General features: G+C 45.9%; 23 protein-coding genes. 21 read left to right on the top strand and 2 right to left on the bottom strand.

Going from position 1 to position 22,477, the window contains the following annotated elements:
* Window positions 1–164: 164 nt before the first annotated feature.
* The 17 genes from ACPW7J_RS10455 to ACPW7J_RS10375 all read left to right on the top strand — a co-directional run bounded on the left by ACPW7J_RS10455 (window position 165) and on the right by ACPW7J_RS10375 (window position 16,242).
* Window positions 165–1,241: an ABC transporter substrate-binding protein gene (locus ACPW7J_RS10455; RefSeq protein ID WP_161875007.1), complete on the top strand. Its 1,077-nt coding sequence runs from the start codon at window positions 165–167 to the stop codon at window positions 1,239–1,241.
* A complete protein-coding gene (locus tag ACPW7J_RS10450) occupies window positions 1,238–1,975 on the top strand; it encodes an ABC transporter ATP-binding protein (RefSeq protein WP_424959635.1) in 738 nt (245 codons plus the stop codon). The genes ACPW7J_RS10455 and ACPW7J_RS10450 overlap by 4 nt, the downstream gene beginning before the upstream one ends.
* Window positions 1,972–2,886: an ABC transporter permease gene (locus ACPW7J_RS10445; RefSeq protein WP_424959636.1), complete on the top strand. Its 915-nt coding sequence runs from the start codon at window positions 1,972–1,974 to the stop codon at window positions 2,884–2,886. The genes ACPW7J_RS10450 and ACPW7J_RS10445 overlap by 4 nt, the downstream gene beginning before the upstream one ends.
* A gap of 61 nt (window positions 2,887–2,947) precedes the next feature.
* Window positions 2,948–3,922, top strand: coding sequence for a Rossmann-like and DUF2520 domain-containing protein (locus ACPW7J_RS10440; RefSeq protein ID WP_425755207.1), 975 nt, complete (start codon window positions 2,948–2,950; stop codon window positions 3,920–3,922).
* Window positions 3,919–4,746: a 3-methyl-2-oxobutanoate hydroxymethyltransferase gene (gene panB, locus ACPW7J_RS10435; RefSeq protein WP_161875003.1), complete on the top strand. Its 828-nt coding sequence runs from the start codon at window positions 3,919–3,921 to the stop codon at window positions 4,744–4,746. The genes ACPW7J_RS10440 and panB overlap by 4 nt, the downstream gene beginning before the upstream one ends.
* A 33-nt stretch (window positions 4,747–4,779) precedes the next feature.
* The gene (gene panC, locus ACPW7J_RS10430) at window positions 4,780–5,625 is read left to right on the top strand and encodes a pantoate--beta-alanine ligase (RefSeq protein WP_424959638.1); all 846 of its coding nucleotides are present in this window, start codon (window positions 4,780–4,782) and stop codon (window positions 5,623–5,625) included.
* 33 nt (window positions 5,626–5,658) lie between these two features.
* Entirely contained in the window at window positions 5,659–6,048 is a 390-nt protein-coding gene (gene panD / locus ACPW7J_RS10425) for an aspartate 1-decarboxylase (protein WP_424959639.1), read from the top strand.
* Window positions 6,049–6,116: 68 nt separating this feature from the next.
* Entirely contained in the window at window positions 6,117–7,058 is a 942-nt protein-coding gene (locus ACPW7J_RS10420; RefSeq protein WP_425755206.1) for a hypothetical protein, read from the top strand.
* Between the two features lie 54 nt (window positions 7,059–7,112).
* Window positions 7,113–8,441 carry an FAD-dependent oxidoreductase gene (locus tag ACPW7J_RS10415; RefSeq protein ID WP_424959641.1) on the top strand — a complete coding sequence of 443 codons (1,329 nt, stop codon included), beginning with the start codon at window positions 7,113–7,115 and terminating at the stop codon, window positions 8,439–8,441.
* Between the two features lie 21 nt (window positions 8,442–8,462).
* Window positions 8,463–8,765 carry a hypothetical protein gene (locus ACPW7J_RS10410; protein WP_161874999.1) on the top strand — a complete coding sequence of 101 codons (303 nt, stop codon included), beginning with the start codon at window positions 8,463–8,465 and terminating at the stop codon, window positions 8,763–8,765.
* 344 nt (window positions 8,766–9,109) lie between these two features.
* Complete coding sequence (locus ACPW7J_RS10405; RefSeq protein ID WP_424959642.1) at window positions 9,110–10,210, top strand: CobW family GTP-binding protein; 1,101 nt, start codon at window positions 9,110–9,112, stop codon at window positions 10,208–10,210.
* Window positions 10,211–10,223: 13 nt separating this feature from the next.
* Window positions 10,224–11,162, top strand: coding sequence for a GTP-binding protein (locus tag ACPW7J_RS10400; RefSeq protein ID WP_425755205.1), 939 nt, complete (start codon window positions 10,224–10,226; stop codon window positions 11,160–11,162).
* 113 nt (window positions 11,163–11,275) lie between these two features.
* On the top strand, window positions 11,276–11,782 hold the full coding sequence (locus ACPW7J_RS10395; RefSeq protein ID WP_161874997.1) for a CarD family transcriptional regulator: 507 nt from the start codon (window positions 11,276–11,278) through the stop codon (window positions 11,780–11,782).
* Between the two features lie 186 nt (window positions 11,783–11,968).
* Window positions 11,969–12,502, top strand: a complete 534-nt coding sequence (locus tag ACPW7J_RS10390) for a helix-turn-helix domain-containing protein (protein WP_425755204.1) — start codon at window positions 11,969–11,971, stop codon at window positions 12,500–12,502.
* A gap of 32 nt (window positions 12,503–12,534) precedes the next feature.
* Window positions 12,535–13,605 carry an ABC transporter ATP-binding protein gene (locus ACPW7J_RS10385; protein ID WP_161874995.1) on the top strand — a complete coding sequence of 357 codons (1,071 nt, stop codon included), beginning with the start codon at window positions 12,535–12,537 and terminating at the stop codon, window positions 13,603–13,605.
* On the top strand, window positions 13,598–14,410 hold the full coding sequence (locus tag ACPW7J_RS10380) for an ABC transporter permease (protein ID WP_425755203.1): 813 nt from the start codon (window positions 13,598–13,600) through the stop codon (window positions 14,408–14,410). The genes ACPW7J_RS10385 and ACPW7J_RS10380 overlap by 8 nt, the downstream gene beginning before the upstream one ends.
* Window positions 14,407–16,242: an extracellular solute-binding protein gene (locus tag ACPW7J_RS10375; RefSeq protein WP_161874993.1), complete on the top strand. Its 1,836-nt coding sequence runs from the start codon at window positions 14,407–14,409 to the stop codon at window positions 16,240–16,242. Before ACPW7J_RS10380 ends, ACPW7J_RS10375 begins: the two co-directional genes overlap by 4 nt.
* Window positions 16,243–16,298: 56 nt before the next feature.
* Here ACPW7J_RS10375 and deoD read toward each other — a convergent pair whose 3' ends face one another.
* Window positions 16,299–17,003 carry a purine-nucleoside phosphorylase gene (deoD, locus tag ACPW7J_RS10370; RefSeq protein WP_161874992.1) on the bottom strand — a complete coding sequence of 235 codons (705 nt, stop codon included), beginning with the start codon at window positions 17,001–17,003 and terminating at the stop codon, window positions 16,299–16,301.
* 116 nt (window positions 17,004–17,119) lie between these two features.
* A complete protein-coding gene (gene rpsT / locus ACPW7J_RS10365) occupies window positions 17,120–17,392 on the bottom strand; it encodes a 30S ribosomal protein S20 (protein WP_161874991.1) in 273 nt (90 codons plus the stop codon).
* 194 nt (window positions 17,393–17,586) lie between these two features.
* Here rpsT and gpr point away from each other — a divergent pair, with 194 nt between their 5' ends.
* The 4 genes from gpr to hemW all read left to right on the top strand — a co-directional run bounded on the left by gpr (window position 17,587) and on the right by hemW (window position 22,476).
* The gene (gene gpr, locus ACPW7J_RS10360; protein ID WP_425755202.1) at window positions 17,587–18,474 is read left to right on the top strand and encodes a GPR endopeptidase; all 888 of its coding nucleotides are present in this window, start codon (window positions 17,587–17,589) and stop codon (window positions 18,472–18,474) included.
* 37 nt (window positions 18,475–18,511) lie between these two features.
* Entirely contained in the window at window positions 18,512–19,345 is an 834-nt protein-coding gene (gene spoIIP / locus ACPW7J_RS10355; RefSeq protein WP_161874989.1) for a stage II sporulation protein P, read from the top strand.
* 219 nt (window positions 19,346–19,564) lie between these two features.
* Window positions 19,565–21,373: a translation elongation factor 4 gene (lepA, locus tag ACPW7J_RS10350; protein WP_425755201.1), complete on the top strand. Its 1,809-nt coding sequence runs from the start codon at window positions 19,565–19,567 to the stop codon at window positions 21,371–21,373.
* Complete coding sequence (gene hemW, locus ACPW7J_RS10345; RefSeq protein WP_425755200.1) at window positions 21,373–22,476, top strand: radical SAM family heme chaperone HemW; 1,104 nt, start codon at window positions 21,373–21,375, stop codon at window positions 22,474–22,476. Before lepA ends, hemW begins: the two co-directional genes overlap by 1 nt.
* Window position 22,477 lies beyond the last annotated feature (1 nt).

Genomic DNA, 22,477 nt, shown 5'->3' with positions numbered 1-22,477 from the left:
CGGATTTTACCGTGGTAAATTTTTTTTGTTTTTTTGGAGTATTTCAAGTAGTTGACTTTGTCCTATTGATTTTGAAAAACTACAATGGTACGATCTCATGTAATAGATGAAATCCAATACATTGTGACTAAAAATTAGAAACGAAATCATGGAGGAATGAAGGAATGAAAAAGAGATTACTGATAATAACCCTTTGTGCAGCAATGATCTTTTCGCTGGGGGGAATCTTCAGCGGATGCAGCAGCGATGATCAGAAAGACGCCAATACGGAGCAGACAGAGCCGGTGACTCTGAAGGTGGGTATGATAGGTAAAGATATCAAAACGGCCTGCATTATTATGGCGAAGGAGCTCGGATATTTTGAGGATGAAAATCTGGATGTGCAGTTTGAGAAAGTCAACTCACTGCCTGATGGATTGACCGCGGTCAGCATGGATAAGCTGGATATTTTGCCTTACGGCGTAATTCCAAGCTGCAGCTTTATTTCCCAGGGGACAGACGTAGTGATTTTTGGCGGCACGATTTCCGAGGGAAGTGAAGGCGTTACGGCAAAGGATGAGAAGTATACTGAACTGTCTCAGTTTGAAGGAAAGAAAATAGCTTGTTTCCGTATGGAGACCGGACACATGGTGCTGAAAGGATTATTGCGCGAGGCAGGTGTCAACGCGGAGTTTATCTATATGGATTCACAGCAGTCTATTGTTGAGGCTGTGAAAAAGGGCGAAACCGATATCGGTATGGTTAACAGCGGTTTCGGTTATGTAGCGGAACAGGGCGGCGCGTATGTGGCGTTTCAGGTTGGAGATTTTGAGAGTGATTTCCCTTGCTGCAGACAGACCGCATCCAGAACGGCTGTCAACGAAAAGAGAGACGCGCTGGTGAGATTTGAAATGGCGGCGCTTCGCGCATATGCTACATATCTCAATGATAAGGAAACAACATTAGCGACTTTGGCTGCGTATTGCGGTCAGGATGAAGCGTATGTCGAGGCGATCCTTTACGGAACAGATACTTACGATAACGCTATGATCGTATCTTTAGATCCGAATAAGAAGAAGGTATCCGACTTCTACGAGGTAATGAAGGGTAACGGCGATATTGACGCCGGAACAGAATATGATATTAACGACTATATCGATACCTCTATTTACGAGGACGCGTTAAAGGCCCTGATAGAAGAAGGAAAAGATAAAGAAATCTATGAGAAGCTACTGAAGGAATTTGAGGGAAATAATCGATGATAAAGTTTGACGGCGTAACCTTCGCCTATCCCCAAAGCGATAAATATGTGCTGGAGCATTTAGATCTAACCGTTGAGGACGGAGAATTTCTCTGTATTATAGGTCACTCCGGATGCGGAAAATCAACCCTGCTGCGTTTAACGGCAGGGCTTGATTTTCCTTCCGGCGGACATATTACGGTAGATGAAAAGGCTGTTACAGGGCCATCTGTAGACAGAACTATTGTGTTTCAGCAGTATTCTCTGTTTCCGTGGCTAACCGTGAAGGAAAATGTAGTATTTGCCGTGATGAAGACCAAAAGATTCAACAGAGAACAGGCCAAGGAGCGAGCATCGTATTTTTTGGCTAAGGCAGGACTGGCACAGGCGGCGGAAAGCTATCCATATCAATTATCCGGCGGTATGCGCCAGCGTACCGCTATCGCGAGAGCGCTTGCTATGGATGCGCCGTATCTGCTGCTTGACGAACCGTTTGGCGCTCTTGATACGAAGATTCGCAGAGAACTGCAGATGCTTTTGCAGGAGCTATGGAAAGAGAGCGGAAAGACTGTTATCTTTGTAACGCATGATTTAGAGGAAGCGATGATTATGGCAAGCAGAATTGTATTTTTGAAAGACGGAGCGATTGAAAAAGAGAAACGAATTGACGAGGCCATTAATTGTTGCTGTAGTCAGGAGCGAGGAGAGGCGGCTTGCCTGGCGCTGAAGGAAGAATTGGCGGGGTGGTATCAATGAACAAAAAACAGCTGTCTATCGCCGTCAGTCATCTGCTGTTGAGTCTTTTGATAATCTGCGTGTTATTACCAGGGAAGAAGGACACTGCTGGACCGCAGGCAATGTTGGCCGCCATGGCTTTAATGGAAGGCATTTATCTTTGTCGTATAGTACGGTATCGGGAAAAAAGAGGATCCGCCTCCGGAGTTGTATCCATTTTGTGGGGGCTTCTTTTGGTGTGGGATATTCTGGTGACGAAATTAGATCTGTGTCATCCAGTGCTGGCGCCGGCGCCGGAAAATGTTTTTCATGTTTTCCGTTCTGACTGTTTAGAGATGGCGGAGGGCGTGCTGTCATCACTGGAATTGTTAGCAGTCGGCGTAATCTGCGGGTTAGTTCTGGGAACTCTGCTGGGCCTGATCTGCGGATGGTACCGCGGCTTAAAAGAAGTGTTTTACCCTATCGCTAATGTATTAGCGCCGATTCCTTCTATTGTGTTCGCGCCCTATGTGATTGCCATTATGCCCACTTTTCGCAGCGCGTCAGTAGTGGTGATTCTGCTGGGAATTTTCTGGCCCTGCTTTCTAAAAACAATTCTATCTGTGGAATCCATAGATAAGAATATCATTGATTCTGCCAGAACCCTTGAGCTTTCCGGCAGCGCCATGATCTTTCAGATTCTGTTGCCCTACACCTGGCCGGGCATTATAAAGGGCCTGAAGGTGACGCTGACTACGGCCGTCATGATGCTGACCTTTGCGGAAATGATGGGATCTACGGTGGGTATGGGCTATTATATTGTAAATTATAACACTTACGGGAATTATACGAAGGTTGTCGCCGGAATTATTGTAGTTGGACTGGTTGTAACGCTTTTATCCTCTTTGACTACGTGGCTTGCCAGAAAGGCAATTCGTTGGCAGAATTATTGATATTCCAAGTGTAAAAAATTACTCTGTACAAATCGCGTTAACCGTGGTATATTAACTGTGGATGGCATTCGAAATGAAGCTGTACCATATATTTATATACACTTTTACTCTGGCTTTTGGGCTGTATCATACGGAGCGGCACCAAAGGAAAGGATTGCTCAGGTATCATCCTCTGTGTTTGGAGGTGGTAGATATGAGAGCAGGTTTTATTGGAGCCGGAAAGGTAGGCTTCTCTCTGGGTAAGTATCTGGCGGAAGGCGGCGCGGCAATTACGGGCTATTACAGTAGAAGCGCGGCGTCAGCAAAGGAAGCGGCTGCTTTTACGGGCAGCGGATACTATGAGAATTTAGCAGATATTATAAACGACAGTGATACCCTATTTGTCACAGTACCTGACGGTACGATCAGTGAGATTTGGGATGACATGCGCAATCTGCAGGTAAAAGGAAAGAATATATGTCATTGCAGCGGTTCGATTTCATCGGCCGTTTTTTTTGATGCCGAAGAAATGGGCGCATACAGCTATTCTGTCCATCCACTCTACGCAGTCAGTGATAAATACCAGTCGTGGAAAGAGTTGTCTAAGGCGTATTTTGCAATAGAGGGCAGTCCTGATCACTTGGAGGAAATGCGGCAGGCCTTTGCCTCCATGGGGAACAGGGTGGTTTCTATCGAAACAGACAAGAAGACGCTGTATCATGCGGCGGCCGTTATGGTTAGCAATCAGATGGCGGCTTTGGCGGATATGGGCGCGCGGCTTCTCATGTCGTGCGGCTTTAGCTCTGAAGACGCAGCTGCGGCGCTGGCCCCTTTGATCGAGGGAAACGCGTTGAAAATCGCGGCAGTCGGACCAGAAAAGGCTTTAACAGGACCGGTGGAACGCGGCGACGCGGGTACGCTGCGCAGGCATTTGGAGGTTTTAGACGAACCGTATCGCGGCGTATATATTGCGTTGTCGAAACAGCTTATTGAGCTGGCTGAGAGGAAACATCCGGAAAGAAATTATGAGGAACTAGTAAAGGAGCTTGAGAGATGAAGAACACAGTGGCTACTTTGAAAAAGCAGAAATTAGACGGAGATAAGATCACAATGCTCACCGCATACGATTATTCTACCGCTAAGCTGATGGACGAATGTGGTATTAACAGCATTCTTATCGGGGATTCCCTGGGAATGACGATGCTGGGTTATGAAGATACGCTTTCTGTAACGATGGAGGATATGATTCATCATACAGCGGCAGTTTCCAGAGGCGCGAAGAACGCCTTTATCGTGGCGGATATGCCGTTCATGAGTTATCAGACTTCTGTGTATGACGCGGTAGTTAACGCAGGCCGCCTGATGAAGGAAGGACGTGCCAACGCGGTAAAGCTGGAAGGCGGCGCTGCCGTATGTCCGCAGATCAAAGCGATTGTTGACGCGCAGATCCCGGTTGTTGCCCATATTGGCCTTACGCCACAGTCGGTGAATGCTTTTGGCGGATTTAAGGTACAGGGTAAGGACGAAGAAGCGGCAAAGAGGATTCTGGAAGAAGCGAAGGCAGTGGAAGCTGCCGGCGCCTGCGCGGTAGTTTTGGAATGCGTTCCCGCGAAGCTGGCGACATTGATTTCCAATACGATTTCAATTCCTACGATCGGCATTGGAGCGGGCGCAGGATGTGACGGACAGGTACTGGTTTATCAGGATATGTTGGCATTGTTCTCTGATTTTAAACCGAAATTTGTCAAACATTTTGCGGACGTTGGCGCTGTGATGCGGGCAGGCTTCGGCGCATATATCGATGAAGTCAAAGCAGGAGCTTTTCCGGCTGAGGAGCATACGTTTAAGATATCAGATGACGTGCTGAATAAATTATACTAAGAGAGAAACAGGTTTTTTTGGAGGTTTTGTTTCATGAAAGTAGTTAAAACCATTGAGGAAGTGAGAGCGCAGGTACGAGAATGGAGACAGGAGGGTCTCTCCGTGGGTCTGGTACCCACCATGGGATTTCTTCACGAGGGACATGAAAGCTTAATCAGACGAGCGGTACAGAACAATGACAGAGTGGTAGTCAGCGACTTTGTCAATCCGACGCAGTTTGGACCGGGTGAGGATTTGGAAAGCTATCCCAGAGATTTGGACAGGGACGCGGCGCTGTGTGAAAACGCTGGAGCGACATTGATTTTTAATCCGGAACCATCGGAGATGTACGCGTCTGACGCGACTACTTTTGTCAATATGACTGGCCCGTCTGAGGACCTTTGCGGTATGTCCCGGCCGATTCATTTTCGAGGTGTCTGCACAGTGGTTTCAAAGCTGTTTAATATTGTGAAGCCGGACCGCGCTTATTTTGGGCAGAAGGACGCGCAGCAGCTGGCGGTAATCCGGCGTATGGTGCGGGATCTGAACTTTGATATTGAAATTGTAGGCTGTCCGATTGTTCGGGAGGCCGATGGACTGGCAAAGAGCTCACGCAATACATATTTGTCCGCGGAGGAACGTCAGGCGGCGCTGGTATTGAGTCAGGCTGTGAAGTTAGGTGAAAACATGGCGGAAAGCGGTGAGAAATCCGCTGACGCCATCGTGGCGGCTATGAAAAAGCATATTGAGGCAGAACCGCTGGCAAAGATTGATTATGTTAAAGCAGTGGATGCCGTCAGTGTTTCTCCGATCTCGGAGATGAAACCGCCAGTTTTAGTGGCTATGGCTGTGTACGTAGGAAAGACCAGACTGATCGATAACTTTATCTATGAGGGGTAAACGTTATTATCGTGTTTTGGAAGGAGTTAATTTATGTATTTGAACATGTTGAAGGGAAAAATTCACCGGGCTACGGTAGTGCAGGCGGAGCTGGACTATGTGGGCAGTATTACGGTAGACAGCGATTTGCTGGAAGCCTCGGGCATTCTGGAATACGAGAAGGTTCAGATTGTGGACATTAACAATGGTGAACGGTTTGAAACATATACAATTGCAGGAGAACCGGGAAGTGGAATGATCTGTCTCAACGGCGCGGCGGCTCGGTGCGTACAGAAGGGCGATAAGATCATTATCATGTGTTATGCTCAAGTGACGCCAGAGGAGGTTGAAAAGAATCCGCCGAGGGTTGTCTTTGTGGACGATGATAATCATATCAGCCGTGTGACCAGATATGAGAAGCACGGTCGTTTGGAAGATATGTAAGACCTATTTTTACATAATGAAAAAAAGCTCGCTTAGGGTCTGACAGCAGGACCGGCGAGCTTTTTTGTTTGGATAGTTTCAGCGGGATTGACCGTTTCGCGCAAAATTGGTATATTGTATTTGAAAAAGAGAAATTCTATTTGCAGGAAAGGGGAGAACGTATCGTGTCCAGACTATATCACCAGTATCAAATCATGCGGCGTGCCATGAAGCGGGAGATGCGGGAGCACCGAAGCTCTTTTATCGTATTTTCTGTTTTACGCGCTCTGGTTGTGCTGGTCATGGTGCTGCAGGCGTTAAATCATAATTATGAAAACGTACTGCTTTGTGCTTTGACGCTGCTGTTGATGCTTTTGCCCAGCTTTGTTCAGTTGGAATTACGAGTAGAATTACCAAAAACTCTGGAAATTATCATCTTAGTCTTTATTTTTGCCGCAGAAATATTAGGTGAAATTAGAGCGTTTTATGTGAGAGTGCCCTTATGGGATACCATGCTGCACACTGTTACAGGTTTTTTAGCGGCAGCTGTGGGGTTTTCTCTGGTGGATTTGCTTAATCGAAGTAAGCGGCAGACCTTTCAGCTTTCTCCGGTGTATCTGGCTATGACGGCGTTCTGCTTCTCTATGACGATCGGCGTGCTTTGGGAATTCTTTGAATTTGCGATGGACCAGGTATTCTCGATGGATATGCAAAAGGACACTGTAATTCATGAGATTCATTCGGTGCTGCTGAACCCTCAGGGAAGAAATGCACGAGTGACGATCGATGGAATTGAAAGGGTCATTGTCAACGGCAGGGATTTAGGCGTAGACGGCTATTTGGATATTGGACTGATTGATACGATGAAGGACCTATTTGTCAACTTTATCGGAGCGGCATGCTTTTCTGTATTTGGCTATTTCTATGTTAAAAGCCGCGGAAAGAATAAGATTGCCGGCAATCTTATACCGGAGTTGAAAAAAGAAGAAAACGATTTTCTCACGCAGGAGGAGCAAAGAGAGGATCTTTAAGGGGTATTTTCCGTTCTGATGGGCATGATAACTGTCAGAAGGAGGGTTTTCGCAATGGGGTCAATTTGGGAAAAGAATGTGCGACTGTCAGCCTTTCCAGAGATCAAAGAGGATTGTGCCACGGATACTCTTGTCGTTGGAGGAGGAATGACAGGCTTGCTGTGCGGCTATTTTTTGCAGCAGAAGGGGGAAGATTATTTGATTCTGGAAAAGAATCGAATTGCCAGCGGCGTGACCGGGAACACTACCGCGAAGATTACCTGGCAGCATGGGTTTCTCTACAGCAAGCTGTTGAGAAGTATCGGCCGGGAAGGCGCCGCTGCATATTTGGCAGCCGGAACGCAGGCGCTGGATGCTTTTCAAAGAATTATAGAAAAGGATGACATCTCTTGTGACTTTAAAATACAGGAGAACTGTGTTTACAGCGTAAACAACAAAGAAAAGAAGCAGCTTGTTGAAGAAGCGGACGCGATCTGTATGCTGGGCGGGAAGGCTGTCTACACAGAGAGAGCAGAGATACCGCTGCAGATCAGCGGTATGGTGAAAACCTTTGATCAAGCCAGCTTTCATCCGCTGAAGTTTTTATCAGCTGTAGCCAGTGAATTGCATATTCATGAAAATAGTGCGGTGAAGGATTTGCAGAGGGATGGAGACGTTTGGATTGCGCAGGTTGATAACAGCAGCGGGCAGCGCTGTCTGGTACGGGCTAAGAGGATTTTAGTCGCGACACATTTTCCGTTCGTTGATCCCTGGGGATTGTACTTTTTGAAATTATATCAGCAAAGATCTTACGTACTGGCCTTGCGGGGAACAGGCTTGCCGCCGCTGACAGGTATGTATATTGGAACGGCGCAAGGAAGTCTTTCCTTTCGCAGTTGGCAGGATTACCTGATACTTGGCGGGTATGGAGGACGGACTGGTAAGAAAAACGATGGCTATGAAGCCTTGAAGGCACAGGCGGGTAAATTATTTCCTGCCAGCCGTGTTGAAGCGGCTTGGGCTACCCAGGATTGCATGAGCCTGGATCATGTGCCGTATATAGGACCATACGCCGCCCACCTTCCAGGCGTTTTTGTCGCCAGCGGTTACAATAAGTGGGGGATGACCGGTTCTATGACAGCAGCTTTGATTCTTACAGATCAGATGGATACAGAGCTGACAAAGATATTCAGACCGAATCGCAGCATCCTGAAGGGTCAGCTCTTTCTTAACGGGGTGGAAGCTACGAAGAATTTGTTGACGCCTACGACGCCTCGTTGTACACATATGGGCTGCGCCTTAAAGTGGAATCAACAGGAGCATAGCTGGGACTGCCCTTGTCACGGCTCTCGATTTGAAAAGGACGGGAATGTGATCAATGATCCGGCGCAGAAGCCGATTTAAAATAACAGGGAGATGATAAGAATGAAAAAAATTAAATTAAAACCGGACGTACCATTTCATAACAGTGTGGATGTGGCAGTTTTGGACTTTCCAGACGGACTTGACGGAAAAGAGCGGCAGCGTTGTAAAGTGACGATTGAATTTGCTGAGAGCGATGTACAGCAGCTGCAGAGCCGGGGAATGGATCTTGACAAAGCCATGGAATACTATGCAGATTGGCTGTATCGTGTGATCAAGGTGAATCTGGCCCAGGATTGGGAGGCAGTTGCCGGACAGGAACAGGTCATGGATATCGTCAGACAAAAGGTAAGCGCATACTATTAAAGAGAACGGGAATTTAGTGAACGCTAAATTCCTTTTTGCTTTTTTAGCCAAAATACGTGAGAAAGACGCCAAATTGTGGTATAATGTCTACACACGGCGACTGACAAGCTGAAAGCGAAGACAGAGCCGATGTGTAACAGATACCCAGAGCGCTTAGCGAGTGGCGAGCCGGGAGGCGAAGACAGAGGTTAGCGCTTATGGTATAATGAACGCGAACGATTGAAACGGCGTTGCCGCGAGGAAGCGTTCATTGAATCATGACTTGCGATTCTATATTCAGAGGAATCGTCATGGTATAATATTATAACATAACGATAGAAATTTTTAATGGAAAGAGATGATAAATGATGACAAAGGTGGATATTTTTTCTGGTTTTTTAGGAGCGGGAAAGACGACTTTAATTAAAAAGCTCATTGAGGAAGCTTATAAAGGCGAGAAAATTGTACTGATCGAAAATGAGTTTGGAGAGATTGGTATTGACGGAGGATTTCTGAAGGATGCAGGCGTACAGATCAACGAGATGAACTCAGGATGTATTTGTTGTTCTCTGGTAGGAGATTTTGGACGTGCTTTGAAGCAGGTTTTGGATGAGTTTGCTCCGGATAGAATTTTGATCGAGCCTTCTGGCGTAGGGAAACTGAGCGATGTAATATTTGCCGTAGAGAATCTTCATGATGACAGAATCTGTTTAAACGGATTTACTACTGTGGTAGACGCGAAGAAAGCCAAGATGTACATGAAAAACTTTGGAGAGTTTTTCAATAATCAAATAGAACATGCCAGCTCCATCATATTGAGCCATACTGCCGGTCTTTCTCAGGCAAAGCTGGATGCGGCGGTAGCCCTGATGAGAGAATATAATCACGATGCGTCTATTGTAACTACGCCATGGGAGGAAATTACAGGGGCGCAGATTCTTGAAACCATGGAGCAGAAGAATACGCTCGCCGCGCAGTTGAAGCATTTGGGAGAAGAAGTTTGTGACCATGAGCATCATCATCATGATCATGATGAACATTGCGATTGTGGTCGCCATGATCACGACCATCATGACCATGAGCATCATCACCATGATCATGATGAACATTGCGATTGTGGCTGTCATGATCACGACCATGATCACCATCACGATCATGATCATGAGCATCACCATCACCATCATCATGCTGACGAGGTGTTCCAGAGCGTGGGCATGGAAACTACGCATAAATTTACTATGGAACAGATCCGGGATGCGTTGGCGGCTCTATCAAATATTGGAGAATATGGTCAGGTTCTGCGGGCGAAGGGTATCGTAGAGAGCGAGGATGGACAGTGGATACACTTTGATTACGTACCGGGAGAACCGGATGTGAGAACGGGAAGCGCCGCTGTGACAGGTATGCTGTGCGTGATCGGCGCCGGAATCGATGAGGAAAACATCAGAGAGTTATTTGGTCTGTAATTGGGAGGAAGCTATGGAAATACCAGTATATCTGTTTACAGGTTTTCTGGAAAGCGGTAAAACTACTTTTATTCAGGAGGCATTGGAGGGAGACGATTTCAATGCCGGAGAAAGAACTTTGTTGCTATTGTGCGAGGAAGGAGAAGAAGAATATAACAAAAGCCGCTTCTTTGGCGTTAACGTGTTCATTGAGATGGTAGACGATGAGGAGGATCTGACAGTGCAGCGATTGCGGGAACTGCAGATGAAACACAAAGTGGAGCGCGTGATCATAGAGTATAACGGAATGTGGAGCTTAGACACCATATACCGAAATATGCCGGATGAATGGGTTACGTATCAGGAAATGTTCTTTGCTGACGCGGCTACCTTTTTGACATATAATCAAAATATGCGCCAGCTGGTATATGATAAATTGAAAAGCGCGGAGTTGGTTGTGTTTAACCGCTGTGAAAGAGGCTTTGATAAGATGGAGTTCCATAAGATTGTTCGCGCAATTAACCGAAAAAGCCAGATTCTCTACGAATATGCCAGGGACGAGGTTGAAATGGACGACATACAGGATCCTCTACCGTTTGATTTAAACGCGCCGCTTATTGAGATTGCAGACAACGCATATGCTGAATGGTATCGAGATATCAATGAGGAGCAGGATAAGTATGATGGCAAGATTTTGACGGTTAAAGGACGCTGCGCGTTGGGCGGCGGTTTACCAGAGGACAAATTTGTCTTTGGCCGTCACGTTATGACTTGCTGTGTAGAGGATATTCAGTTTGCAGGTTTAGTTTGCAAATGGGATGGCGCGTCAACGTTGGAACACGGCAGTTGGATTACCGTTACCGCCAGAGTTAAAGTGGAAGAAGATGAAACCTACGGGGAGGTTGGACCTGTTCTGTATTGCAGCGCGGTAGCCCCTGCAGAGGAGGCCGATCCGGAAGTAGCGCAATTCTGATAGGGATAGCGTAAATTTTTTGGGATTGTATACAAAAAAGTCTTACATGAAATTGCCAAAAGGTGTTATAATAAAAGTATGAACAGAAGTAGAAAGGAGGGGTAAGTTTACAGATGTTTGATATTGATGATCTCATTATGTACGGAAATACTGGTGTTTGCAAGGTGTCGGATATTACTACGCCGGAGTTTGCCGGAGCGGATGAGGACAAGCTGTATTATGTTTTGGAACCGTTGTACCAAAGCGGCGTTATTTACGCGCCGGTGGATAATGAAAAGGTTTTTATGCGTCCCGTCATTTCGGAAGACGAGGCGAGGGATTTGATCGACAATATACCGCAAATTCATACGGAGATTTATAAGAATAGCAGTATGCAGCAACTGACAAAGTATTATCAGTCGGTGATTGACACACACAGATGCCTCGACCTTTTGAAGCTGACAAAATCCATCTATCTGAAGAAGATGGATGCGATGAAGCAAAATCGTCATTTGGGACAGATTGATAAGAAGTTCATGAAACGGGCTGAGGATCTTTTGTTTGGAGAATTTGCCGCCGCGTTGAACATATCTAAAGACGATGTGCAGACGTATATTCAGGACCGGTTAAATGAAGAATAACTGTAAATGGTATAGGAAGAAAGCAGACGACGAGATGATCGTCTCTTTTTTTGTAGATTTTTGCTTTTACTATTGACAGGCTACAGAAAAGATGTATAATTATTTTTGCAACCCGAGTTTAGGAATACTAAACCGGATGTTTAGAATCTTTGTGATTTTAGAAGCGGAAGTTAAGAGGTGAAAGCAATGGAAATTGGCTCGAAAATTAAGGAACTGCGTATTGCGAAAGGATTGACGCAGGAGGAGCTGGCAGATCGGGCAGAGTTGTCAAAGGGTTTTATTTCACAGTTGGAGAGAGATCTGACGTCACCGTCCATCGCTACGCTTGCGGATATTCTTCAGTGTCTGGGCGTTTCTGTGGCAGATTTTTTTGCCGGAGACAACGACGATCAGGTGGTATTTCGCATCGAGGATTATTTCGAGAAGGAAGACGCTGAATTAGCAAACAAAATAGAGTGGATTATTCCTAACGCACAGAAGAATATGATGGAGCCCATTCGTGTGACGCTGCAGGCAGGGGGAGAGACTTACCCTGATAATCCTCATGAGGGCGAGGAATTCGGCTATGTGCTTGACGGAGACATCACGATTCATGTGGGAAAGCAGACGCATACAGCGAAAGCAGGGGAGTCTTTCTACTATAGACCGGAGAAAAAGCACTATATTTCATCAAAGCGGGGCGCGCAGCTTATTTGGGTCAGCACGCCGCCAAGCTTCTAGCAAATGATATCATAAGCAAGAAAGGAAAGGAAATGACATCACTCATTGAACTTAGACACATCTCAAAGTCGTTTGAGGACACGTTGGTACTGGATGATTTTAATCTGACGGTGAACCAAAATGAATTTATCACCCTGCTGGGGCCGTCTGGCTGCGGAAAAACCACGACACTCCGTATTGTCGGAGGCTTTGAGAAACCTGATGACGGACAGGTATTTTTTGAGGGGAAGGATATTACCAATGTACCGCCGAACCAGCGGCATATCAATACTGTGTTTCAGAAATATGCTTTGTTTCCGCATATGAATGTGCAGCAGAATATTGCCTTTGGTTTGAAAATCAGCGGTAAGAGTGAAAGTTATATCCGTGATAAGGTAAAATACGCTTTGAAACTGGTCAATTTAGACGGTTACGAAAAAAGAAAAATTGATCAGCTTTCCGGCGGACAGCAGCAGCGTATCGCCATGGCGAGAGCAATTGTGAATGAACCCAAGGTTCTTCTTTTGGATGAGCCTTTGGGCGCTTTGGATTTGAAGCTGCGCCAGGATATGCAGTATGAATTGATTCGTCTAAAAAATGAGTTGGGTATTACGTTTATTTACGTGACCCATGATCAGGAAGAAGCTTTGACGATGAGTGATAAAGTGGTCGTCATGAATGGCGGTTATATTCAGCAGATGGGAACGCCGGAGGAAATTTACAATGAGCCGGAAAATGCTTTTGTTGCTGATTTTATCGGTGACAGCAATATTTTGGACGGTATCATGGTGGAAGACCGGGTGGTGAAGCTCTGTGACACAATTTTTCCATGTATTGATGAGGGCTTTGGCCGTAATAAACCGGTAGACGTGGTTATTCGCCCGGAAGACCTAATGATTGGAGCGCCGGGAGCGGGGAGACTTGATGGAGAGGTTATACACAATGTATTCATAGGCGTTCATTACGAGATGGAAATTGAAGCTGGCGGATTTACCTGGCTGGCACAGAATACTACCAGCTATCCGGTCGGGACAAAGGTCAGTCTTAATGTGATTCCGGAGAATATCCAGATTATGAATAAGCCGCAGTCTAAAGAGGAGGAGGCCATTGAAATCGATGTCTAGAAAATTGTTTGCCGGGCCGTTTTTGATATGGATTGCGGCGGGTACTTTAATTCCGCTGATGGTCATTGCCTATTACGGATTCACGGACAGAAGCGGCGCTTTTACTATGAGCAATATATTGGCAATTTTCGGTGCGGAACACGCGAAGGCCTTAATGCTGGCTCTGCTTTTGGCATTGATCAGCACGATAATTTGCTTTTTTTTGGCTTTTCCGCTTGCGCTGTTGCTGAAAGGAAGCCGCATCGGACAAAAGGGATTTATGGTTTTCTTATTCATTTTACCGATGTGGATGAATTTTTTGCTGCGGACTATGGCGTGGCAGGTGATTCTGGAAAAGGGCGGGCTTATCAATAATATTCTTGCCGTGCTGCATTTGCCGGCGCTGGAAATCATTAATACGCCGGCTGCGATTGTTTTGGGCATGGTGTACGACTATTTACCTTTTATGGTATTGCCGATTTACAATACTTTGATGAAGATTGATGAACATATTATCGAAGCGGCTTATGATCTGGGCGCTACCAAAAAGCGTGTGCTCTTTGATATTCTGCTTCCGCTTAGCGTGCCGGGCATCGCCAGCGGGGTCACCATGGTGTTTGTACCGTCTTTGACTACGTTTGTGATTTCCAATATGTTGGGTGGCGGAAAGATTCATCTCATCGGTAATATCATCGAGCAGGAATTTACCACCAGCGCTAACTGGAATCTGGGATCTGGACTGTCCCTGATTATGATGATTTTCATTGTCATTAGTATGGCGGCTCTGTCGAAGCTTGATAAGGATGGGGAGGGAAATCTGATATGAAGAAATTCTTAAAAGGATTTTACCTTGGTTTGATCGTTCTCTTTCTCTATTTGCCGATTGGCACTTTGATGGTGTTGTCCTTTAATGAGAGCAAGTCCATGGCGGTATGGGGAGGCTTTTCCCTGAAATGGTATAAGGAAATGCTGGGTAACAGCATGATTATGGAGGCCATATGGAATACGTTTACCATTGCGCTTTCTGCGGCGGCGATCGCTACACTGGTCGGTACGTTGGCCTGCATTGGAATTATGGTTATGAGAAAGAAGACGGAGACAGTCATCATGGGTCTGAACAATATTCCGCTTCTCAACGCGGACATTGTGATCGGTATTTCTCTGATGCTGACCTTTCTGGTCTTCGGCATTTCTCTCAGCTGGGGAACCGTTTTATTGTCGCACATTACCTTTTGCTTGCCATATGTGATTTTGTCTGTTTTACCGAAATTCAAACAGCTATCAGGGAATACCTATGAGGCGGCTTTGGATCTAGGCGCAACGCCTTTTTACGCGTTTTACAAAGTGGTATTGCCGGACATAAGGCCGGGTATCGTCAGCGGATTTTTATTGGCCTTTACCATGTCTGTAGACGATTTTGTGGTTACGCATTTTACACGTGGGGCGGGGATCAACACTATATCTACTTTGATTTACAGCCAGGTTAAGGTGGGCATACGGCCGACATTGTTCGCTCTGTCGACTCTGATCTTTGTTATCGTACTCATTGTATTGGTTATTTCCAATATGGCTTCTGAGAAAAAGGATACTCGAGGCGGTAAAGCGGTCATGGCCGTATTGACTGCATCCGTCGTGTGCGTTATAGGAGGAGTAATGGTTCTCAGCGGTATCGGCATCGGCAAAAATGGCGATCAGGTTCATATTTATTGCTTTGGGGATTATATTGATCCGGCGCTGATTGAGGAATTCGAAGATGAGACAGGCGTTGAGGTGGTAATGGATACTTTTGATACGAATGAGGAAATGTATCCTGTAGTAAAGAATCGTTCTGTTAATTACGATGTAATCTGCGCGTCTGATTATATGATGGAAAAGCTTATTGACGAAAATCTGCTGGCGGAGATTGATTATGCTTCGATTCCGAATATCGCTAATCTGGAAAAAAGTTATCTGGAGCTTTCAGAGACCTTTGATCCGGGAAACAGGTACACTGTGCCTCATACCTGGGGAACGTTGGGGATCCTGTATAACAATGAAAAAATTCAAGAAGGCTCGATCAAAAGCTGGAATGATCTCTGGAAGGAACAGTACAGCGGGAGGATCGTTATGCCTGACAGTATGCGGGATACTTTGGCAGTGGCGCTGAAAGCAAAGGGATACTCTTTGAATACAGTGAAGGAGTCGGAGCTGCAGGAGGCGTCCGAATATTTGATTCAGCAAAAGCCGTTGGTATACAAGTACGCTAATGATTCAGCTAGAGACATTTTGCTGGGTGGTTCGGCGGACGTTGCGGTGCTGTGGAACGGCGAGGTTCTCTATTGTCAGGAGGAAAATCCGAATTTGACCTTTGTAATTCCGGAGGAGGGCAGTGAATTCTTTACCGATTCATGGGCGATCCCGACGGCATCTGAAAACCGGGAAAACGCTGCAAAGTGGATTAACTTCATGCTGGAAAAACAGGTGTCTGTAAAGAACTTCGACTATCTGACTTATTCTATTCCGAATCTTGCGGTTATGGAAGCGGTGAAGGGCGACGCGGCTAAGATGTCAGTTCTATTTCCGAAGAACGAGCTGTTGCTGAAGTGCGAAGCTCTGAAAAATCTGGGCAGCGAGGCAGATGACATGTATACAGAGTATTGGAAAAAATTTAAATCGTAAATTGAAAAAACTGTGGACAGCGTATTTCAATTGCTGCCACAGTTTTTTAATGAGCGTTATTTAACCGCGGCTTCAAGGGCCAGCTTCATCATATCGGTGAACTGATTTTGACGCTGCTCCACGGTAGCTTTTTCGCCGGTGACAAAGTGATCGCTTACGGTCATCATGGCAAGGGCGTTTCTGCTGTGGTAAGCGGCGTTCATATAGAGGGCGGCAGCCTCCATTTCAACTGCCAAAACATCCATGGACGCCCACTGTTTCCACCAGTGGTCGCCCAGTTCATAAAATACGTCACAGGTCACGGTATTTCCAGCTTTGAAGGAAATGCCGTTTTCTTTTCCCGCGTCTATGACCTTTGTGAGAAGGGAAAAGCTGGCGCTCGGCGAATACTGTCCCGGCAGATCAAAGGCGTGCTGATAGCGGGAGTCTGTAGACGCTGCCAGAGCAATGATCAGATCGCCCACCTCGATGCTTTCGTGAAACGCGCCGGCAGTGCCGATTCGGATAATATTTTCTACATCATATTCTGTGAAAAGCTCCCAGGAGTAGATGCCCATGGAAGGCATCCCCATGCCGCTTCCCTGTACACTGATTGGAACTCCTTTATAGGTGCCGGTGTAACCGTACATATTACGGATTTCTGAATATCTGACCGGGCTTTCTAAGAAATTTTCTGCAATGAACTGAGCTCTCAGCGGGTCGCCCGGCATGAGAACTGTTTTTGCGATCTGGCCTTTTTCGGCGCCGATGTGTAGTGACATGTAAATACCTCCTGTAAGCTATTTTTGATAATATAAAACCGATGGGAGACACATCCATCGGTTTTTTTGCTCTCGCATGTGCATTTAACTTATGCACTGGTGGGGACGGGTGAGACTTATTTTGCTGCTTTTGCAGCGTTGAATCTTTTGGTCAGTCTGGAAACTTTTCTGGAAGCAGCTTTCTTGTTAAGCGTTCCCTTAGCAGCAGCCTGCATTAACTTCTTTTCAGCAACTCTCAGCTTCTCAGAAGCTGCGTCGAAATCAGCGGATTCCAGCGCTGCGTCGAAGTTCTTCAGAGCTGTCTTGACATGGTCCTTAACTCTTCTGTTTCTAGCAGTTTTCTTGTCGATGACTCTGATTCTTTTTTTTGCGGATTTAATGTTTGCCATAATTATTCACCCCACTATTAAATTTTTAGCTTTTTTACGCTAAATTCGCACATTAAGTATATATGAATTGAAAAGAAAATGCAAGAGTTTTTTGGTGATTAAGTCATTCGTATGATGAAACCGCATAGTTTTAGAGGCATCGGGAAAACTTTTCATATGAAACGAGAATATGCAAAGAAGATGGAGGTGTTTTTTTGAAGTACAGAACAGACTTGGCGGTAGAGGGCGTTGAAAATTTAGAGGAGTCCGGCGTCAGACCCGGTGAAAAGGATGGTATCATTATAGACCATCAGCAAATAGATGATGATATTAAGACGACCTGTGTAGATATCGTTAACTTGAAGGGAGAGGCGCTTATGGGAAAACCTCAGGGCCGATACGTTACCATAGAAGTGGACGGTATTATCGATGAAAAAGACGGTATTAAGGAACGTGCGGCTCATGCGTTGGCGGAGGAGCTGAAAAAGCTGATCCGTCATCGATACGGCTTGAAGGTGCTGATCGTCGGTTTGGGAAACGAAAAGGTGACACCGGACAGCCTGGGGCCGGTAACCTTATCAAAGGTTCGCATTACCAGTCACCTTTTTCGCATCTTTGAGAGAGACGGTGATCATGAGATGTCCAATGTAAGTGGAATCGCGCCGGGTGTTACTGCAACCACAGGCATGGAGACAGCAGAGTTAATCGAAAAGACCGTAGAGATGATGCAGCCTGACGCGGTTATAGCAATCGACGCTTTGGCGGCGCGAAATATCGGCAGGGTCAGCACGACCATTCAGATTAGCGATACAGGGATTGCGCCGGGCGCGGGAATGGGCAATATGCGCAAGGAGCTTAACGAAACGACTTTGGGGACAAAGGTTATTGCAATAGGCGTTCCCACGGTGATTGATTCCAAAACTGTGATTCTGGAGGCGCTGGAGGAAATCAGGGTACCGGAGGAAAAGGCCGCCGCTTACTTTGATGAGAGAAATTTTGATATGGTCGTAACTTCTACCGATATCGATCTGATTACAGAGTCTTTTTCAGATATTATTGCAAATGCTGTTAATATCGCGCTGCACCCCGGCATATACTCATAGGGTACGTATTTGATAAAAGTCAGGAGTCGGGGGAATTATGGGTAGAAAAAATCTAGTGATGCTTTTTTTGTTCGTCTTTCTTGTGACGGTAGTTTTTTTTATGAAGGATGCCGCAGTTGACGCAGTGGATGGGGATCATTTAACTACCATGTGTCTGGAAAGCAGCTTACCGTGTATGGAACTGGTAGCCGATGAGGACGTTTTGCAGCAGGAACAAGCCGAGGCGGCAAAGACAGAAAAAAAGAAACCTTCTAAAACAAAGAAAGTTAAAAAAAGCGATGGAAAGCCGCGTGTGCTGATCTATCACACCCATGCAACGGAAAGCTATCTGCCTACGTCTTCTGGTAATTATCATACCACAAAGGAACAAAATACTGTCCGCGACGCCGGTAATGTGCTGCAGGAAACTTTGGAGGATGCGGGAATATCCGTAGTCCATGATACGACCCTTCACGACAATCCTTCCTATAATGATTCCTATACCAGAAGCTATGAAACAGTCAAAGCGCTTCTGAAAAAATATCCGACGATAGAATGCATCATTGATTTACACCGCGACGCTATGGCTGGAAACGACCCGGGGCCTGTAACCCAGGTGGGCGGTAAGACGGCAGCCACATATTCCTATGTGTTGAGCAATACTACTGAAACTTATGCTTCTAACAAAGGGTTTCTGTCTGACCTTAACGGCATAGCGCAAAAGTCTTTCAGCGGTTATACGGGCAGCGTGCTGGAACGTCCTTACTGGTATAATCAGGAGCTCTGTGGAAAAGCGATTCTTATAGAGATGGGTAATAATAGAAACAATATAGAGGAAGTTAGGGAGTGCGCCAGAATTTTTGGCAAAATTTTAGCTGAAGCTATGGATTAAAACATAAGGGAAAAGCATATGAAAACTTTTAGGAGATCTGTCGTCGTTTTTTTGATCTTTTTTCTGGGAACGGTCTGCGCTATACATGTGGATCGTCAGTGCCAGCAAATGAATGGAGGAGATGGCGGCTTTATAGAAAAAATGGAAAATTTCATTGAAAATTAAGGGTGATTGCTTTACAATATATATTGATAAAGTTTGCGTAAAGTGAGGTAACCAATGGATTATCAGGAATATATCAGGAATTTTAGCATTATCGCCCATATCGATCACGGGAAGTCAACCCTGGCCGATAGGATTATTGAAAATACAGGGCTTGTAGCTCACCGGGATATGAAGGAACAATTCCTGGATAACATGGAGCTGGAACGAGAACGAGGCATTACCATTAAGCTGCAGACCACACGGCTGGTGTACAATGCGAAGGATGGCAATGAGTATATCTTCAATTTGATCGATACGCCGGGTCACGTGGACTTTACTTATGAGGTTTCACGCAGCCTTGCAGCATGTGAAGGCGCTGTTTTAGTAGTAGATTCTACGCAGGGAGTAGAGGCGCAGACTATGGCCAATGTATATCTGGCGTTAGATGAGGATTTGGAGATTTTGCCGTGTTTAAATAAAATCGATCTGGCAAGCTCACGTCCTGAGGAAACGAAAGAAGAAATTGAGGATATGATCGGCATCGACGCCTCAGAGGCTCCGCTGGTATCTGCCAAGGAGGGTATCGGTATCGGCGAATTGCTGGAAGCAGTGGTAAGAACGATTCCAGCGCCGCAGGGCGATCCTGCAGGTAAATTAAAAGCGTTGATTTTTGACTCTGTATATGATAACTACAAAGGCGTAGTGATCTATACTCGAATCTTTGACGGTCAGGTTAAAGTGGGCGATACGATTCGTCTGATGAATACAAAAAAGAAATATGAAGTTACTGAGGTAGGCGTTATGGCGCCGGGCCATGTGCCAACTAAGTTTTTGCGCGCTGGAGAGGTAGGCTATATCTGCGCGTCTATTAAACAGGTTAAGGACGCCAGAGTTGGCGATACAATTACGTTGGATAACGCTCCGACAGAGGAGGCTTTGCCAGGTTATAAAAAAGTACAGTCCATGGTCTATTGTGGTATCTATCCGGCAGAAGGAGAAAAATATGAAGGCGTCAAGGACGCTTTGGAAAAGCTGCAGGTTAATGACGCGGCGTTTCTGTTTGAGCCAGAGACGTCTACAGCGTTGGGATTCGGTTTCCGCTGTGGCTTTTTAGGCTTGCTGCATATGGAGATTATCGTAGAACGGTTGGAAAGAGAATTTGGACTGGCAGTCATCACAACGTCGCCTAGCGTTGTGTATCGGGTTGTTATGACGGACGGAACGGTAGAAATGATCCAGAACCCGACTAACTTACCTGAGCCTGCGGCAATCGATCATATAGAAGAACCTATAGTCAAGGCTGATATCATGATTCCTAAGGAGTATGTGGGAAGCATCATGGAACTGTGTCAGGAACGGCGCGGGAAGATGCTTCATATGGAATATATCACGGAAACCAGAGTACAGCTTCACTATGAACTGCCTCTGAACGAGGTTATCTATGATTTCTTTGACGCGTTGAAGTCTAAAACCCGAGGATACGGTTCGCTAGACTATGAGTTTGTTCGCTATGAGAAATCGCAGCTGGTTAAACTGGACGTACTGCTGAATAAGGATTTAGTGGACGCGTTCTCGATGATCGTTCATGAATCTAAGGCTTATAGCAGAGGTCGTTTTGTCTGTGAGAAATTAAAGGAAATTATTCCTATGCATCAATTTGAAGTGCCGATTCAGGCGGCTGTCGGACAGAAAGTAATTGCCAGAGAGACGGTCAAAGCTTATCGGAAGGACGTTATTGCAAAGTGCTATGGCGGCGATATTTCTCGAAAAAAGAAGCTTCTTGAAAAGCAAAAGGAAGGAAAGAAACGTATGCGGCAGTTTGGTAAGGTAGAGGTTCCGCAGGAGGCCTTTACAGCCGTGCTGAAATACGATGATAATAAGTAATGAACAAACTTGGCGTCTATATTCACATTCCCTTCTGCATATCAAAGTGCCGCTACTGTGGATTTTATTCTCATGAAGGCGCCAGTGATGCAGAGAAAGCAGCATATGTGGAATCTCTGATAGATGATATGAAAGAATACGGCAAAATTTATGGCCGTGCTTACGAAGTGGATACGGTGTTTATCGGCGGCGGTACGCCGTCGATTTTGCCGTCTGCTGCGATGGAAGAACTATTGGGCTGTCTGCGTGCTTCTTTTCAATTGAAAGCCGGAGCGGAAATTACCATAGAGGCGAATCCGAAAACGTTGACGGAGGAGAAGCTGCGCGCATACCGAAGGGCCGGTATCAACCGTCTGTCCATAGGGCTGCAGTCTTTTAATGATCGCTGTCTTAAAAACCTGGGGCGGGCACATACTGCAGCGGATTTTCTGGATAATTTCTATCTTGCCAGAGACTGTGGGTTCGACAATATTAATATGGATCTGATGTTTGCTATACCGGGTCATTCAATGGAGATATGGGAGGATACACTGCGAAAAACTATCATGCTTTCGCCGGAGCATGTGTCTTTTTACAGCTTGCAGATTGAGGAAGGAACGCCTTTCTACGATATGTTTCTGGCAGGAGAGATAGAGCAGATTCCCGACGAGACAGACAGAGAAATGTATCACAGGGCGATTATGCTATTGAAGCAGGCCGGATATGACCATTATGAAATATCTAATTGCGCTTTACAGGGAAGACAGTGTCGTCATAATCTGAAATACTGGTCTATGGAGGACTATCTTGGTATAGGCAGCGGGGCGAGCAGCTTCGTAGACGGCGTTCGTTTTACTGAAGCGCCTTTGATGGAATTCCGTGAGAATAGTTTGGCGGATACTGCGGGAGAGTTTGTATTCACAGGGCTACGAAAGACTTGCGGCATCCGGTTTGATGATTTTAAAAGATTGACTGGACAGGAGTTTTGGGATGTATTTGCAGACCGGAAGGGGGAGCTTGCTCCTTTTTTCGCGTCAGGGCAGTTGGTGGATACGGGCGAAGGTCTGCGGCTCAGTGAAAGAGGCATTGATATATCTAATGTAATTATGGCTATTTTTGTTTGAT

The sequence above is a fragment of the Ihubacter sp. rT4E-8 genome, assembly GCF_049852125.1.
Lineage (GTDB): Bacteria > Bacillota > Clostridia > Peptostreptococcales > Anaerovoracaceae > Senimuribacter.
The sequence above is the reverse complement of the archived record's forward strand: the minus strand, read 5'-3'. Positions and strand labels throughout refer to the sequence as shown.

Coding starts and splice junctions, on each gene's coding strand:
- ACPW7J_RS10395 (WP_161874997.1), top strand. CDS start 11,276: ATGTTTGATATTGATGATCTCATTATGTACGGAAATACTGGTGTTTGC.
- ACPW7J_RS10405 (WP_424959642.1), top strand. CDS start 9,110: ATGATGACAAAGGTGGATATTTTTTCTGGTTTTTTAGGAGCGGGAAAG.
- ACPW7J_RS10400 (WP_425755205.1), top strand. CDS start 10,224: ATGGAAATACCAGTATATCTGTTTACAGGTTTTCTGGAAAGCGGTAAA.
- ACPW7J_RS10380 (WP_425755203.1), top strand. CDS start 13,598: ATGTCTAGAAAATTGTTTGCCGGGCCGTTTTTGATATGGATTGCGGCG.
- panB (WP_161875003.1), top strand. CDS start 3,919: ATGAAGAACACAGTGGCTACTTTGAAAAAGCAGAAATTAGACGGAGAT.
- deoD (WP_161874992.1), bottom strand. CDS start 17,003: ATGTCACTACACATCGGCGCCGAAAAAGGCCAGATCGCAAAAACAGTT.
- spoIIP (WP_161874989.1), top strand. CDS start 18,512: ATGGGTAGAAAAAATCTAGTGATGCTTTTTTTGTTCGTCTTTCTTGTG.
- ACPW7J_RS10375 (WP_161874993.1), top strand. CDS start 14,407: ATGAAGAAATTCTTAAAAGGATTTTACCTTGGTTTGATCGTTCTCTTT.
- ACPW7J_RS10445 (WP_424959636.1), top strand. CDS start 1,972: ATGAACAAAAAACAGCTGTCTATCGCCGTCAGTCATCTGCTGTTGAGT.
- ACPW7J_RS10410 (WP_161874999.1), top strand. CDS start 8,463: ATGAAAAAAATTAAATTAAAACCGGACGTACCATTTCATAACAGTGTG.
- hemW (WP_425755200.1), top strand. CDS start 21,373: ATGAACAAACTTGGCGTCTATATTCACATTCCCTTCTGCATATCAAAG.
- ACPW7J_RS10385 (WP_161874995.1), top strand. CDS start 12,535: ATGACATCACTCATTGAACTTAGACACATCTCAAAGTCGTTTGAGGAC.
- ACPW7J_RS10415 (WP_424959641.1), top strand. CDS start 7,113: ATGGGGTCAATTTGGGAAAAGAATGTGCGACTGTCAGCCTTTCCAGAG.
- panC (WP_424959638.1), top strand. CDS start 4,780: ATGAAAGTAGTTAAAACCATTGAGGAAGTGAGAGCGCAGGTACGAGAA.
- panD (WP_424959639.1), top strand. CDS start 5,659: ATGTATTTGAACATGTTGAAGGGAAAAATTCACCGGGCTACGGTAGTG.
- ACPW7J_RS10455 (WP_161875007.1), top strand. CDS start 165: ATGAAAAAGAGATTACTGATAATAACCCTTTGTGCAGCAATGATCTTT.
- ACPW7J_RS10450 (WP_424959635.1), top strand. CDS start 1,238: ATGATAAAGTTTGACGGCGTAACCTTCGCCTATCCCCAAAGCGATAAA.
- lepA (WP_425755201.1), top strand. CDS start 19,565: ATGGATTATCAGGAATATATCAGGAATTTTAGCATTATCGCCCATATC.
- ACPW7J_RS10440 (WP_425755207.1), top strand. CDS start 2,948: ATGGCATTCGAAATGAAGCTGTACCATATATTTATATACACTTTTACT.
- ACPW7J_RS10390 (WP_425755204.1), top strand. CDS start 11,969: ATGGAAATTGGCTCGAAAATTAAGGAACTGCGTATTGCGAAAGGATTG.
- rpsT (WP_161874991.1), bottom strand. CDS start 17,392: ATGGCAAACATTAAATCCGCAAAAAAAAGAATCAGAGTCATCGACAAG.